This window comes from Modicisalibacter sp. MOD 31.J (genome assembly GCF_020147985.1).
Lineage (GTDB): Bacteria > Pseudomonadota > Gammaproteobacteria > Pseudomonadales > Halomonadaceae > Modicisalibacter > Modicisalibacter coralii.
Window position 1 is genome coordinate 359,065 of the sequence record NZ_JAGXFF010000006.1, and the last position, 13,774, is coordinate 372,838.

12 protein-coding genes are annotated in these 13,774 nt (G+C 66.2%); 3 read left to right on the plus strand and 9 right to left on the minus strand.

From position 1 onward, the window contains the following. Positions 1 to 73 precede the first annotated feature (73 nt). The 3 genes from KGR00_RS21465 to KGR00_RS21475 all read left to right on the plus strand — a co-directional run bounded on the left by KGR00_RS21465 (position 74) and on the right by KGR00_RS21475 (position 3,560). On the plus strand, positions 74 to 736 hold the full coding sequence (locus KGR00_RS21465) for a response regulator transcription factor (RefSeq protein ID WP_129141411.1): 663 nt from the start codon (positions 74 to 76) through the stop codon (positions 734 to 736). Beyond that, positions 733 to 2,169, plus strand: a complete 1,437-nt coding sequence (locus tag KGR00_RS21470) for an ATP-binding protein (protein WP_224424522.1) — start codon at positions 733 to 735, stop codon at positions 2,167 to 2,169. The genes KGR00_RS21465 and KGR00_RS21470 overlap by 4 nt, the downstream gene beginning before the upstream one ends. 227 nt (positions 2,170 to 2,396) lie before the next feature. After that, complete coding sequence (locus KGR00_RS21475; RefSeq protein WP_129141413.1) at positions 2,397 to 3,560, plus strand: zinc-dependent alcohol dehydrogenase; 1,164 nt, start codon at positions 2,397 to 2,399, stop codon at positions 3,558 to 3,560. 58 nt (positions 3,561 to 3,618) lie between these two features. Here KGR00_RS21475 and KGR00_RS21480 read toward each other — a convergent pair whose 3' ends face one another. From KGR00_RS21480 to KGR00_RS21520, 9 genes are all read right to left on the minus strand, one after another. Beyond that, the gene (locus KGR00_RS21480) at positions 3,619 to 4,410 is read right to left on the minus strand and encodes a M90 family metallopeptidase (RefSeq protein ID WP_224419266.1); all 792 of its coding nucleotides are present in this window, start codon (positions 4,408 to 4,410) and stop codon (positions 3,619 to 3,621) included. Between the two features lie 10 nt (positions 4,411 to 4,420). Then, entirely contained in the window at positions 4,421 to 5,986 is a 1,566-nt protein-coding gene (locus tag KGR00_RS21485; RefSeq protein ID WP_224419267.1) for a bifunctional GNAT family N-acetyltransferase/carbon-nitrogen hydrolase family protein, read from the minus strand. A 126-nt stretch (positions 5,987 to 6,112) separates the two neighbouring features. Further along, positions 6,113 to 6,778, minus strand: coding sequence for a GntR family transcriptional regulator (locus KGR00_RS21490; RefSeq protein WP_224419268.1), 666 nt, complete (start codon positions 6,776 to 6,778; stop codon positions 6,113 to 6,115). A gap of 30 nt (positions 6,779 to 6,808) precedes the next feature. Continuing rightward, a complete protein-coding gene (locus tag KGR00_RS21495) occupies positions 6,809 to 7,720 on the minus strand; it encodes an aminotransferase class IV (protein WP_224419269.1) in 912 nt (303 codons plus the stop codon). Between the two features lie 24 nt (positions 7,721 to 7,744). After that, entirely contained in the window at positions 7,745 to 9,157 is a 1,413-nt protein-coding gene (gene nhaC, locus KGR00_RS21500) for a Na+/H+ antiporter NhaC (protein WP_224419270.1), read from the minus strand. Between the two features lie 361 nt (positions 9,158 to 9,518). Then, positions 9,519 to 10,208 (minus strand): glutathione S-transferase family protein, encoded by a 690-nt coding sequence (locus KGR00_RS21505; RefSeq protein ID WP_224419271.1) that lies wholly within the window; start codon positions 10,206 to 10,208, stop codon positions 9,519 to 9,521. Positions 10,209 to 10,295: 87 nt separating this feature from the next. Next, complete coding sequence (locus tag KGR00_RS21510) at positions 10,296 to 11,003, minus strand: dienelactone hydrolase family protein (protein ID WP_224419272.1); 708 nt, start codon at positions 11,001 to 11,003, stop codon at positions 10,296 to 10,298. Positions 11,004 to 11,137: 134 nt separating this feature from the next. Next, positions 11,138 to 11,404 carry a DksA/TraR family C4-type zinc finger protein gene (locus tag KGR00_RS21515; RefSeq protein ID WP_129141418.1) on the minus strand — a complete coding sequence of 89 codons (267 nt, stop codon included), beginning with the start codon at positions 11,402 to 11,404 and terminating at the stop codon, positions 11,138 to 11,140. 272 nt (positions 11,405 to 11,676) lie between these two features. Further along, the coding region (locus KGR00_RS21520) for a malate synthase G (RefSeq protein WP_224424523.1) at positions 11,677 to 13,774 on the minus strand (2,098 nt) is incomplete at its 5' end.

Genomic DNA, 13,774 nt, shown 5'->3' on the forward strand with positions numbered 1-13,774 from the left:
CCTTAAGCGAGCGTTAAGGAAACCCGCGGATCATTGGCGCTCCGGTAGGTGAGATGCACAACGACGGGACGGCATGCGATTACTCCTGGTGGAAGACGATCCCCTGCTCGGGGACGGTATCAAGACGGCCCTGCAGCGCGAGGGTTACGTGGTCGAGTGGCTCGACAACGGGACCGATGCCATGGCCGCGCTGCGTTTCGACGATTTCTCGGTGGTGGTGCTCGACCTCGGCCTGCCGGACGTCGACGGCATGCAGGTGCTGCGCCATCTGCGCCGCAAGAGCGCCTTGCCGGTGCTGATCCTCACTGCCCGCGACGACGTCGAGGATCGCATCGCCGGGCTCGACGGCGGGGCCGACGACTACGTGCTCAAGCCCTTCGATCTCCAGGAACTGCTGGCGCGCCTGCGGGTGGTGATGCGGCGTGCCGAGGGGCGCGCCTCGCAGGTACTGGAAGTGGGTCCGCTGCGCATCGACGAGGCGCGCCATCAGGTTACCTGGCGCGGCGAGGCGATCTCGCTGGCGCGGCGCGAGTACGCCCTGCTGCTCGAGCTGGCGCGCCACCCCGACAAGGTGATGACCCGGCCGCGGCTGGAAAGTCTGCTCTACGGCTGGGACGAGGAGGTGGCGTCCAATGCCGTGGAAGTGCATATTCATCACCTGCGCAAGAAACTCGACAAGAGCCTGATCGCCACCGTGCGTGGCATCGGCTACCGCCTGGACCCCCGTATCGAATGATCTCGATTCGCCGCTATCTGACCCGCACGCTGGCGCTGGTCCTGGCGGCGGTGACCGCGCTGGCGATCACCGCTGCCTATCTGATCACCGGCCACGAGATGGAAGAGATTCTCGATGCCCAGCTCAGTCTGCAGAGTCGGGTGGTGGCGGGACTGATCGAGCCGGACACCTCGCCGGCGACCTACCGGCGGATCGCCGAGCGGCTCAGCCAGCCCGAGCATTTCGCGCACCTCTATCGGGCCAGCGAGGCCCTGCCCGTCGACGCCTCGCAGGCGGCGCGCTACCACCACGAGGAGCGCAAGCTGTCGGTCGGCTTCTGGAATCGCGACGGAACCCCGCGCCTGCTGGGGGCGGTCTGGAACGATGCCGGCCCGTTCCCGGCGCCCCACGAGGAAGGCTACGCCTGGGTCGACTACGACGGCGCGCGCTGGCGGGTCTTCTCGCTCTACGACGAGGCCAGCCGAACCTGGATTCGCTCGGGCATCCACGAGGCGTTCATGCAGGAACTCGAGGGCAAGGTGGCCCTGGGCAACCTGATTCCCATGCTGCTGGCCGTGGTGTTGCTGCTGTGGGCGATGGGCGTGATCATCCGCCGCGGGCTGGGGCCCATCGACGCGCTGTCGCGGCAGGTCGCCGGGCGCAACGATCGCGATCTGAGCTGTCTCGATGTCGAGGTACCGCGCGAGCTGGGCGGGCTGCGTCAGGCGATCAACGATTTCATCGCCCGCCTGCGCGAGACCCTCGAGCGCGAGCGACGCTTCACCGCCGACGCCGCCCATGAGCTGCGCACGCCGCTGGCGGGCCTGAAGATCCATCTCGACAATGCCCGTGCCGGCGAGTCGGCCTCGCTGGACAAGGCCTACAGCGGTGTCGAACGACTCCAGCGGGTGGTCGAGCAGTTGCTGGTACTGGCGCGACTGGACCGTCAGGACGCCCGCCACGTCGCCGACGTCGACGTCTATCCGCTGGTGCTCGATCTGGTCGCCGAACTCTGGCCCTGGGCCCAGGCGCGCCACCAGCAGATCGAGCTCACCGGCCTCGAATCGCTGTGGGTGCGTGCCGATCCGGTCGAGCTGGGCATCCTGATCCGCAATCTGCTCGACAACGCCCTGCGCTACACGCCGGAATCCGGCACCGTGGAGATCGAGCTGGCGCTGAGCGACGGTCTGGCGCGTCTGATCGTGCGCGACAGCGGGCCGGGCATTCCCGAGGAGTTGATCGACAAGGTCACCGAGCGCTTCCGGCGCGCCGCCGACCAGCGCACCACCGGCAGCGGCCTGGGGCTGTCCATCGTCCTCGAACTCGCCAAGCGCCAGGCGGCCAAACTGGAACTGCGCAATCGTGACCCCCACGGGCTGGAAGTCAGCCTCGCCTGGCGTTCCCTGGCGCAGGGCACTGTCCCGAGACCACGTCCGGCACCGACTCGCCAGTAGTCGCGCCGACCGTCATGCGTCGGCGGGCCCCCTCATCCATCGCCGGCGGCTTGACGCCTCTGCGAGCCCTGCCTAGCTTGCAGGGAGCGATGCCGACGGCTTCTCTCGGTAAGTTTTTGAAACCATGAGGATTTCGTGGGCGGTCGCTATGTGCAAGGTGCTCTGGGATGCCGGGGCACGCAAGGATCGGGTGACAGGGTGTCACCCTCGCGACTAAGGAGACGGTCATGAAAGCACTCACCTGGCACGGCACGCACGACGTGCGTGTCGACAACGTTGCCGATCCCAGGATCCAGGAGCCGCGCGACGCCATCCTCAAGGTCACGGCCACGGCGATCTGCGGCTCGGATCTTCACCTCTACAACGGCTTGATGGCCGGCATGCAGGCCGGCGACGTGCTCGGGCACGAGTTCATGGGCGAGGTCGTCGAGACCGGTTCGGCGGTGAACAACCTGAAAAAGGGCGATCGCGTGGTGGTGCCCTTCACCATTTCCTGCGGCGATTGTTTCTTCTGCAACAAGCACCTGTACTCTCTGTGCGACGAGTCCAATCCCAACGCCGACCAGGCGGCGGGCGCCATGGGCCACTCGCCGGCGGCACTGTTCGGCTATTCGCACCTGCTCGGCGGGATCCCCGGCGGTCAGGCCGAATATGTGCGCGTACCCTACGCCGACGTGGGGCCGATCAAGGTCGAGTCCGACCTGCGCGACGACCAGTTGCTGTTTCTCTCGGACATCTATCCGACCGGCTATCAGGCCGTCGACAACTGCGACATGGAGCCTGGCGACACGGTGGCCATCTGGGGCTGCGGCCCGGTCGGGCAGTTCGCCATCCGCAGCGCCTGGATGCGCGGCGCCGGTCGGGTGATCGCCATCGACCGAGTCCCCGAGCGTCTCGAACTGGCCAGCGCCCAGGCCGGTGCCGAAGTCATCGATTTCGAGAAGGATGACGTCTATACCCGGCTGCTGGAGATGACCGGCGGGCGCGGCCCCGACTGTGCCATCGACTGCGTGGGCGCCGAGGCGCATGGCCAGGGTGACCCCGAGGCCGAACGGCGCGCGGCGGATTCCGGCGAGGAAAACCACCCGAATGCCATCAACGAGATGGTGCTCTCGGTGCGCAAGGGCGGCCGCCTGTCGCTGCCCGGGGTCTATACCGACAAGGTCGACGGCTTCGCGCTCAACGCACTGATGAACAAGTCGCTGTCGGTCAAGAGCGGCCAGACCCACATGCAGCAGTATCTCAAGCCGCTGCTGAAGACCGTGGAGCAGGGCTTGATCGACCCGTCCTTCATCATCACCCACCGTTACGCGCTGGGCGACGCGGCCGATGCCTACGCCAACTTCAATGCCAAGCAGGATGGCTGCATCAAGGTGGTGATGACGCCCTGACCTCGCGGCAGGTCGACAGCACCTCGAACAGACCTCGTCCGGGCGGGCGGGGTCTTTTTCATGCCGGGAGGCGGCGCAGCGGGTCCTGGGCGAAGTAGCGGCCGAGCAGGGCGTAGAGTTCGGGGTAGACGCCGTGGAGCTGGTCGGGAGCGCTGAAGAAGAGTTCGCAGCACACCGCGAAGCACTCGCCGGGGTGGGACGCGGCGTAGTCGTCGATCGGCGTGGGCCTGCCGTGGGCCAGGTGAGCCTGCAGGTCGTCCCACACCGCGGTGAAGATCCGGTGCCATTCGCGCGGGTCGATGTCGCGCGGCAGCGGCGGAAAGCCGTCGGCGTCCAGCGAGTTGCTCATGTCGAGCTTGTGGGCGAACTCGTGGATCACCACGTTGAAGCCGCTCCAGTCGCCGCTCTCGGCGAGATCGACGAGCGAGATCACCACCGGCCCCTGGAACCAGGTCTCGCCGACCCGTTCGTCCTCGTATTCGTGAACCACGCCGGCCTCGTCCATCTCGCTCACGTGATGGCGGAAGGCGTCGGGCACCACCAGCACCTCGTGGACGTTGTCGAACGCCTCATTGGCCTCCGTATCCGACCAGCCGAGGGTCAGCAGGCAGGCCTGGGCGGCCAGCCCCAGCCGCGCCGGCAGGTCGAAGGCCTCGTCGTCCGGCAGGGTGAGGCGCTTGCGACGCACGAAGGCCCAGGCGCGCTCGCCCAGCCGCTCGGCGTCCTCGGTAGAAAGGGCGGCAAGCAGCGGCAGGCGCCGGCAGGCTTGCTGCCAGGCCTCGCGCGGCAACGGGTGCCGACTGGCCTCGTGCCGCCGGTGCCAGGCCTTGATGGCCTTCCACCACTTCATCGGCGAGGTCTCAGGGGGTGTCCTCCTGACGACTGCCGGACTTCCAGCTCCAGTCGCGCAGGCGCAGGTCGAACAGGTCCTGACGGCGGTCCTTGAGGTTGGTCACCGTGCCTTCGCTGCGCACCACCTTGAGTCGGGTGAGGTCGAGATCCGAGAACATCACCATCTCGGTGTTGGGGGTGGTCTCGGAGAGCACCGCGTCGTGGGGAAAGGCGAAGTCCGACGGCGAGAACACCGACGATTGGGCGTACTGGATGTCGAGGTTCTCGATCGACGGCACGTTGCCGACGCTGCCGCATACCACCACGTAGCACTCGTTCTCGATGGCGCGGGCCTGGGCGCAGTGACGCACCCGCAGGTAGCTGTTCTTGGTGTCGGTCCAGAACGGCACGAAGAGGATGTCCATGTCCTGGTCGGCGAGCAGGCGCGGCAGTTCCGGGAACTCCACGTCGTAGCAGATCAAAATGCCCACGCGCCCGGCGTCGGTGTCGAACACGCGCAGCTCGTCGCCGCCTTCCACCACCCAGTCGCGGCGCTCCTGCGGGGTGATGTGCAGCTTGGCCTGGCGGTCGATCTCGCCGTCCCGCCGGCACAGGTAGGAGACGTTGTAGAGCTTGCCGTCCTCACCCTCCTCGACCATCGAGCCGGCGACGATGTTGATGTTGTAGGACACCGCCATGCGCGAGATCTCGGTCTTGAAGCGCTCGGTGAAGCCGGCCAGGAAGTGGATCGCGGCCAGCTGGTCGGACTGGTCGGTGAGCCCCATCAGCGGCGTGTTGAACAGCTCCGGCAGCACCACGAAGTCGCTCTGGTAGTCGGCGACGGCGTCGACGAAGTATTCGACCTGCTGGAGCACCGCCTCCACCGAGGCGAATTCGCGCATCTGCCACTGCACGGCGCCCACGCGGACCTGGGTCTTGCGCGTCTCGAGGACCCGCTCGGCGGGCTCGAAGAGGATGTTGTTCCACTCCAGCAGCGTCGCGTAGCCCTGCGACTTCTCGTCCTCGGGCAGGTACTTGCGCAGCAGGCGCTTGACCTGGAAGTCGTTGGCCAACTGGAACGACAGGATCGGATCGTGGATCTCCTTGCGCGCCACCCGTTCCAGATACTCGGTGGGCGACATCTCCTCGGCGTACTGGTGATAGTTGGGTATGCGCCCGCCGGCGAGGATCGCCTGCAGATTCTTCGAGCGGCACAGTTCCTTGCGTGCCTCGTAGAGGCGCCGGCCCAGCCGATAGCCGCGGTAGGCGGGATCAATCAGCACGTCGAGCCCGTAGAGGGCGTCGCCGTCGGGATCGTTGAGAATGATCTCGCGTTGGCCGATCAGGTCGTCGTACTGGTGCGGGTTGGAGAACTCGTCGTAGTCGACCAGCGCGGTCAGCGCCACGCCGACGATGCGGTCGCCGTCCTCGATGAGGATCTGGCCGTCGGGAAACTCCTGGATCAGCTTGTCGATGGTGTGCTTGGGCCAGGCCCCGCCGATGTCGTGGTAGACGGCATCCATCAGCGTCTTGAGCTGCGGATAGTCGTCGGAAGCCAGGTTGCGCAGATTGAGGTGCAGATCGTCGAGCGACATGGGTGTCGGGAATCCTGAGATGGCGGACTATCGCGCCAGCGTAACATGTTGTGCCGCGCATGCGGACGGCGCTCACGGGGTGCGAGCGCGGCGATCCTCGATTACCCGGCTACGGCGCTGGGGCTATCATTCCAGGGTCTGAATCACCTGTGCCAGGCCCTGCTGCATATGACGGGCGATATAGCTGAGCATTGCCTCCAGCGAGTCACCCTTGGCGTGTTCCAGGTAGCTGTCGTGCGATTGACGGGCCGGTCCGGGGCGGTTGTGCGCGCGCTGGTGCAGCACGAAGTAGCACTGCAGGTGCGGTTTGATGCGCGACCAGGCATCGAGCAGCAGAGGGTTGCCGCTGAGCTCGTAGCACCATTGATGCAGCGCGAGCTCGCGATCGATCGCCTGTGCACCGTCGCCGGCATCTATCGCCTCGAGCAGGTGCGCATGGCGCTGCTCCAGGTCGTCGAAACTGGCCGCGTTGCGCTTGGGCCAGAGGCTCGTGAACGCCATCTGTTCCAGGCCGGTGCGGTACTCATAGAGCTGATGCAGCCCCTCGGGCGTCAGTTCGAGCACGCGCACGCCCTTGTAGGGTTCGCTGATCAGCAGGCCGATATTCATCAGATGGCGAATGGCTTCGCGCAGCGGCGCGCGGCTGACGCCGAGTTGCCGGGCGAGTGCATTTTCGGTCAGCCGTGTGCCGGGGGCGATGGTGCCATTGGCGATCAGTGTTTGCAGGCGCTGGGCGGTCTGTTCCCAGAGCGTCTGGCGAGCCGGAATCTGCGCGATATCGGTCGATAACATGCGTGTCCAAAAGTGACTTGATGGGCGACGTCAGCCCTTGAGGTAGTCTTCGTAGAGTGCCGTAAGACGCTGCATCAGGCTAGTGTCGCGCCGGTTCACGATAGCATGTCCGTCGATGCGATAGACCGGGGTCAGGCCGCCCAGCGTTCCGGTGACGAAGGCCTCGTCGGCGGTATAGGTCTGGGCCAGGGTGAAGTCCAGCTCGCGTACCACAATATCCGCCTCTCGCGCCAGACGCATTACCGTCTTGTGGGTGATGCCATTGAAGTTGTAGCGACCGGTCGAGGTCCACAGCTCGCCATTGCGAACGATGAAGAAGTTCGTCGAGTTACAGCTGGCGACGAAGCCATGAGGATCGAGCATCAGCGCCTCATTGGCGCCAGCATTGATTGCCTGGATCAGCGCCTGGATGAGGTTGAGTCGGCTGTGGGAGTTGAGCCTTAGATCGAAGACGTCAGGGCTGCTGCAGCGGAATGTCGAGGTGAACAACGCCAGGCCTTGCGACTTGGCCGCTTTGTCGACCACCTTGTGCTCGGCGACGATGACGATGGTGGCCTTGCCGCGCAGGAAGCGCGGGTCCTGGTTGGGAGTACTCTTGAGCCCGCGGCTCACCATCAGCCGGATATGCACGCCATCGTGCATGGCGTTTCTGTCCAGTGTTTCCCGAATCAGACTGACCAGCTCGTCGCGGGTGACTCCGATATCCAGCGAGATCGAGGCGGCGCCTTGATAGAGCCTCTCCAGATGCTCGTCGAGCACGATCAGCCGACCATCGACCAGCCGTATGCCTTCCCATACACCGTCGCCGAGAACGAAGCCACTGTCGAAGATCGATACCGTCGCCTGGTGTTTGGGTTTGAATTCGCCGTCGACATAGACGATCACGTCTTCGTTGCGAGTATCGGCCAGGTAGGACTGTGAGCTGCCGGTGGTGTGAGTCATGCGGTTTCCTTCCATGCTATGCGATCAAGCGGCGGGTTCGAGTTCGGTAGCGGATTGTGGCTGCTGCCACATGGCGAAGCCGGTGAAGCCATAGAGCAGCGAGAACACCATCACTAGCCAGTGATACCAGAGGAATGGCAGGTAATCGGTGGTGGCAACCCCAGTGGTCGTGGCCATGAACACCGCGCCGCTGGTCCAGGGGATCATCGGCGTCGAGAGCGTACCGCCAGCCTCGACGTTGCGTGACAGCACCACCCTCTGCAGCCCGAGCCGGTCATAGATGTTTCGTGTCATCGAGGCCGCAGTGAAGATCGCCACGTAGGCGGCGCCGCCGAAGATCGTGCCGAAAAAGCCACACGTCATGGTGGCCAGGGTCAGCCGGCCGGTGCTGCGATGGACCATGCCTGTGAGCGCGGTGGCGATGGTGTCGAGAACGCCGATACGCTCCATCAACCCTCCCAGCCCCAGCGCGAAGATGACGATGGCTATCACCGGTAGCATCGAGACGATGCCGCCGCGATTGAGGATGCTGGCGAGATAGCCTGTGCCGTAGTCGCCCTGATTGCCGGCATAAAGCGTGGTCACCGCCTGTAGTGGTGTCGCGCCCTGGGCCAGCCAGGCGCCGAGCACGCCGAGCACGGCGCCGATCGCGATCACCGGCAGCGCGGGCTTGCGCAGTGCCAGCAGCACGAGCGTGGCGAGGATCGGCAGTAACAACCAGGGAGAGAGCATGAAGTGCGCGTCTAGCTGAGCCATGACCGCGTCCGCCTGCTGCATGTCATAGCCGCTACGGGAAAGGTGATTCCCGGCCAGAGCGAAGCCGAGCGTGGTCAGCGTGACGCAGGGTACGCCGGTGTAGAGCATCGAGCGCACGTGCTCGATCAGCGGCACTTCGCACAGCGAGGCGGTGAGTACCGTGGTATCGGAAAGGGGCGATAGCTTGTCGCCCACATAGGCGCCGGAGATCACCGCGCCGGCGACGATAGGCAACGGCAGTTCGAAGCCGTGTCCGATGCCCATCATGGCGATGCCGATGGTGCCCACGGCGCCGAACGAGGTGCCGGTCACCAGCCCGGTCGCGGCGCAGATCAGGAAAGCGGCAGGCAGGAACCAGGCCGGATCGATCAGGGCAACACCGTAATAGATCACGCTGGGAACGATTCCAGCGGCGATCCAGGCACCGATCAGCGCGCCGACGGTAATGATGATCATCACCCCCTCGAGACCGCTGCGAATGCCGTCGAATGCGCCCTGCTGGAGCGAATCGTAGGCGTGGCCGAGGCCCTTGCCGATGGCGAACATCGCAAACCAGGCAGCGAAAAGCGCCAATGCAACGGGGATCTTGAGTAGCAGCACCGTCGACATGATGGCGGCGAAGCTGGCGAGAATCAGACAGAGCGCGACCGGACCCGGGCGGCGGGCAGATTGTGACCTCATGGGGCACCTCGAGCGTTGTTGAGCTTGTTATACGGTGTGCGTTAAATAATTGTATACAGCATACAATTGGTATGGCGCAAGCCGGTAAGGGTGAAAAGCCGTCGCGCAAGACAGACGAGGGTGAAAGCCGCACCGGTCAGGTTCGGACAGATCGGTTCAGGCAATAGAGTCGATATCTGGCGTCGCCAGGGCACGACACGCAGGCTATAGAACGTGTTGAAGAGGCCGACCGTGAAGAGATGAGGAAATGAGTGGCAGATGAAGGGAATGCAGAACCGGCGGTAATCAGCGCCTGGTGCGGGAGCGCAGGCGCAATCACGAATAGCCGTCTCGGCGCGAGAGACGGCCCAGCGGCGAGGTGCTATGTCGGCTGGCGGCGATCCTCGATCACCCGCCGGCCGCGGATGCAGTCGGCTTCGTGGGGTTCGTCGACCCAGGGTTCGGCGATGCCCTGGCTGATCCAGGTGGCGACGGCCGGGTGCTCGAGCAGGCGTCGGGCATAGGCGGCGGCCATGTCGCCGAGCGTGATGCCGTAGCCGCGCACGCGGACGGCGACCGGCGCGAACATGGCATCGGCAATGGTGAAGGTCTCGCCCGCCAGCCAGGGGCCGCCGAAGCGCTCGAGTCCTTCCGTCCACAGGGCGTCGAGCCGCGCAATGTCCTTTGCCAGGGCTGGACTCGGCGTGCCCAGTTCGATGGTCAGCGCGCAGTTCATCGAGCACTCGTCGCGCAGGGCGGGGAAACCCGCATGCATCTCGGCACTGGCACTGCGTGCCCAGGCCCGGGCGTCGCGTTCGCTCGGCCAGGCGGCGGGGTGCTCCTCGGCGAGGTCGTCGAGGATCGCCAGTGACTCCCAGATCACCCGGTCGTCGTGGTGCAGGCACGGCACCTTGGCGGTGGGCGAGAAGGCCTCGAAGGCCTGCTGTTTGCCGGCACCCTCGAACGGGGTCAGCACCTCCTCGAAGGGGATATCGAGCGCCTTCATCAATACCCAGGGGCGCATCGACCAGGAGGAGTAGTTCTTGTTGGCGATGTAAAGGCGATAGGCCATCGTACGGGGCTCCGCGTGGGCAAGCAGGGTCATGAAGCCCGCCCAGGAGCTTTCGGGGCGGGCAGTGGCGGCAGGTGTGTTCGCGCGTCAGGTGCGTTCGAGAAAGCTCAGAGCGTGGCCGTGGGAGAGCGCCGCGGCGTGGCGGTGATAGGCGCTGCGGGCCCAGCAGTTGAAGCCGTGGTCGGCGCCGTCGTAGACGTGGATCTCGACGTCGCCGCGGTCGGCGAAGGCCTGGCGGGTCTGTTCGATGTGTTCGTCGGTGATGTGGCCGTCGTTGCCGGCGAAATGGAACTGTGTCGGCACCGTCAGCTCGGCGGCCTTGTCGAGATGCTTGTGGATGCCGCCGGGGTAGAAGCACACGGCCCGGTCGACGCCGGATTCGATCCCCGCCAGATAGGCCAGGATACCGCCCATGCAGTAGCCCAGCGATGCCACGTCGCCCTCGCACTCGGGGCGCTGCCGCAGCGCCTGGACGGTGCTGGCCAGGTCCTTGACCGCCACCGTGAAGTCGATCTCGCCGACCAGCTTGAAGGCCTTGTCCATGTTGTCGCCGTCATAGGCGAGTTCCACGCCGGGTTCCTGGCGCCAGAACACGTCCGGGGCGAGCACCACGTAGCCATCCAGCGCATACTGCTCGGCGACGCTGCGGATGTGAGGGTTGACGCCGAAGATCTCCTGGATCAGCACGATGCCCGGCCCCTTGCCGGCCGGCGGCAGGGCCAGGTAACCCTTGAACGACTGCCCGTCGTGGCTGGCGATATCGATCCACTGGGTCGTGACGGCTTGCTGGGTCATGCCTTCCTCCATGGTGCGGCGTCGCGTCGATCCCGCGACACGGTAATGGTTCGTCAGCTAAGCGTAGGCGCTGACACCCGGCGGAACAACTGAAGCGGCGAGCGTTCAACCGATGCGCGAGACGGCATGGCGACTCAGCGCAACTGGCTGTCCTTGCTGCCGCGGCGATTGTAGCCGCTGAATGCCGACTGGCGCTTGTCGGCCTCGCTCTGGCAGGCGACGCACAGGCGCACGCCGGGGACCGCCTCGCGGCGCGCCTGGGGGATCGGTGCATCGCACTCCTCGCAGTGGGTCAGGCTCTCGCCGCGCGGCAACTGGCTGCGCGAACGCTCGACGGCATCTTCGATGGTGCTGTCGATCTGATCCTGTACCGCGCCATCTCTTGACCATCCACCGGCCATGACGACCTCCCGATTCGTGTGTCTGGGTTGTCTTGAGTCTAGCGAGACAACACCGCTTCAGACCAGCGCCAGGCGTCGGAGTCGGGTCTGACAACGACACCGCCCCCGGCGGTTCACGGCAGGGGGCGGTGGTATAGCGTCACCGGTGTCAAGGCGTCGCGGGGGCGCTGTGAATCCTTCCATGGGCGCTACTTTTGCCATCCCTGGCAAAAGCCCCCCGCTGTGCCTTGTCGCCGGTGCCTATCGTTGGCCGGCAGTGCCGGCAGGTGGGGTCAGTGTGCCTTCGCCTTGTGCACCGCCCGCCAGTGATGCAGCAACGGCTCGGTGTAGCCCGCCGGCTGTTCGCGGCCCTTGAAGATCAGGTCCGAGGCGGCCTGGAAGGCGCTGGAGTCGGCCAGGTGCGACGTCATCGGCGTGTAGTCCGGATCGTGCGCGTTCTGGTCGTCGACGACTTTCGCCATGCGCGCGAGCGTCTCCTTGACCTGGGCCTCGCTGATCACGCCGTGATACAGCCAGTTGGCGATGTGCTGGCTGGAGATGCGCAGCGTGGCGCGGTCTTCCATCAGCCCCACGTCGTGGATGTCGGGGACCTTGGAACAGCCCACGCCGTGCTCGACCCAGCGCACCACGTAGCCGAGGATGCCCTGGCAGTTGTTGTCGAGCTCCTGCTGGATCTCCTCGGCCGACCAGTCCGGGCGCTCGACCACCGACACGCTGAGCAGGTCGTCGAGGTAGTCGGTGGCCGGGCGCGATTCCAGCGTCTGCTGCACGGCGGCGACGTCGACCTGGTGGTAGTGCAGGGCGTGGAGCACCGCGGCGGTGGGCGAGGGCACCCAGGCGGTGTTGGCGCCGGCCCTGGGGTGGCCGATCTTCTGCTCGAGCATGGCGGCCATCAGGTCGGGCATCGCCCACATGCCCTTGCCGATCTGGGCGCGGCCGCGCAGGCCGCACTGCAGCCCGACCTGGACGTTGTTGGCCTCGTAGGCCTGGATCCAGGGGGCGCTCTTCATGTCGCCCTTGCGGCGCATCGGGCCGGCTTCCATGGCGGTGTGCATCTCGTCGCCGGTGCGGTCGAGGAAGCCGGTGTTGATGAACACCACCCGCGAGGCGGCCTCATGAATGCAGGCCTTGAGGTTGACGCTGGTGCGCCGCTCCTCGTCCATGATGCCCATCTTGAGGGTGTCGCGCGCCAGGCCCAGCACGTCCTCGATGCGCGTGAACAGGGTGTTGGCGAAGGCGACTTCCGCCGGCCCGTGCATCTTGGGCTTGACGATGTACACCGAGCCGGTGCGGCTGTTGCGCGGCTGATCGTCGCCCTTCTTGAGGTCGTGGATGGCGATCAGGCCGGTGAGCACGCCGTCGAGCAGGCCTTCGGGGATCTCGTTGCCGTCGCCGTCGAGCACCGCGGGGGTGGTCATCAGGTGGCCGACGTTGCGCACGAACAGCAGCGAGCGCCCGGGCAGGCGCAGGCTGCCGCCGTCGGGGGCGGTGTAGTCGCGATCCGGGTTGAGCCGGCGGGTGACGGTCTTGTCGCCCTTGGCGAAGGACTCGGCGAGATCGCCTTTCATCAGCCCCAGCCAGTTGCGGTAGACGCCGACCTTGTCCTCGGCGTCGACGGCGGCCACCGAATCCTCGCAGTCCATGATGGTGGTCACCGCGGCCTCGACGAGCAGGTCCTTGACGTGGGCCGGGTCGGTCTGGCCGATGGGGTGGCCGGCGTCGATCTGGATCTCCAGGTGCAGGCCGTGATGGGCGAGCAGCACCGCCTCGGGGGCGGCGGCGTCGCCGCGGTAGCCGACCAACTGGTCGGGGCGCGCCAGGCCGGTCTCGCGGCCGGTGCCGCGGCTGATGACCAGCTTGCCGTCGCGGATCGCATAGCCGGTGGCCTCGCGATGATAGCCCTCGGCGAGCGGGGCGGCCTCGTCGAGCACCTCGCGGGCGTAGGCGATGACCTTCTCGCCGCGCTTGGGGTTGTAGGCGGTGCCCTTCTCGGCGCCGTCGGTCTCGGGGATCACGTCAGTGCCGTAGAGGGCGTCGTAGAGGCTGCCCCAGCGGGCGTTGGCGGCGTTGAGCGCGTAGCGGGCGTTGTTGACCGGCACCACCAGCTGCGGACCGGCCTGCACGGCGATCTCGGCGTCGACGTCGGTGGTGGTGACGCGCACCTCGCCCGGGTCGGCGGCCAGGTAGCCCTGCTCGCGCAGGAACGCCTGGTAGGCGGCCGGGTCGCGCACCGCGCCGGGATGGGCCTTATGCCAGGCGTCGAGTTCGCCCTGCAGGCGCTCGCGCTCGGCGAGCAGGTCGCGGTTGGTCGGCGCGAGGTCATGGACCAGGGCATCGACGCCGGCCCAGAAGGCCTCGGGGTCGACGCCG

Excerpts from the sequence above, each read along its gene's own strand:
- KGR00_RS21495 (WP_224419269.1), bottom strand. The coding sequence starts at position 7,720 with ATGACTCACACCACCGGCAGCTCACAGTCCTACCTGGCCGATACTCGC.
- KGR00_RS21505 (WP_224419271.1), bottom strand. The coding sequence starts at position 10,208 with ATGGCCTATCGCCTTTACATCGCCAACAAGAACTACTCCTCCTGGTCG.
- KGR00_RS21470 (WP_224424522.1), top strand. The coding sequence starts at position 733 with ATGATCTCGATTCGCCGCTATCTGACCCGCACGCTGGCGCTGGTCCTG.
- KGR00_RS21510 (WP_224419272.1), bottom strand. The coding sequence starts at position 11,003 with ATGACCCAGCAAGCCGTCACGACCCAGTGGATCGATATCGCCAGCCAC.
- KGR00_RS21475 (WP_129141413.1), top strand. The coding sequence starts at position 2,397 with ATGAAAGCACTCACCTGGCACGGCACGCACGACGTGCGTGTCGACAAC.
- KGR00_RS21490 (WP_224419268.1), bottom strand. The coding sequence starts at position 6,778 with ATGTTATCGACCGATATCGCGCAGATTCCGGCTCGCCAGACGCTCTGG.
- KGR00_RS21480 (WP_224419266.1), bottom strand. The coding sequence starts at position 4,410 with ATGAAGTGGTGGAAGGCCATCAAGGCCTGGCACCGGCGGCACGAGGCC.
- nhaC (WP_224419270.1), bottom strand. The coding sequence starts at position 9,157 with ATGAGGTCACAATCTGCCCGCCGCCCGGGTCCGGTCGCGCTCTGTCTG.
- KGR00_RS21465 (WP_129141411.1), top strand. The coding sequence starts at position 74 with ATGCGATTACTCCTGGTGGAAGACGATCCCCTGCTCGGGGACGGTATC.
- KGR00_RS21485 (WP_224419267.1), bottom strand. The coding sequence starts at position 5,986 with ATGTCGCTCGACGATCTGCACCTCAATCTGCGCAACCTGGCTTCCGAC.
- KGR00_RS21515 (WP_129141418.1), bottom strand. The coding sequence starts at position 11,404 with ATGGCCGGTGGATGGTCAAGAGATGGCGCGGTACAGGATCAGATCGAC.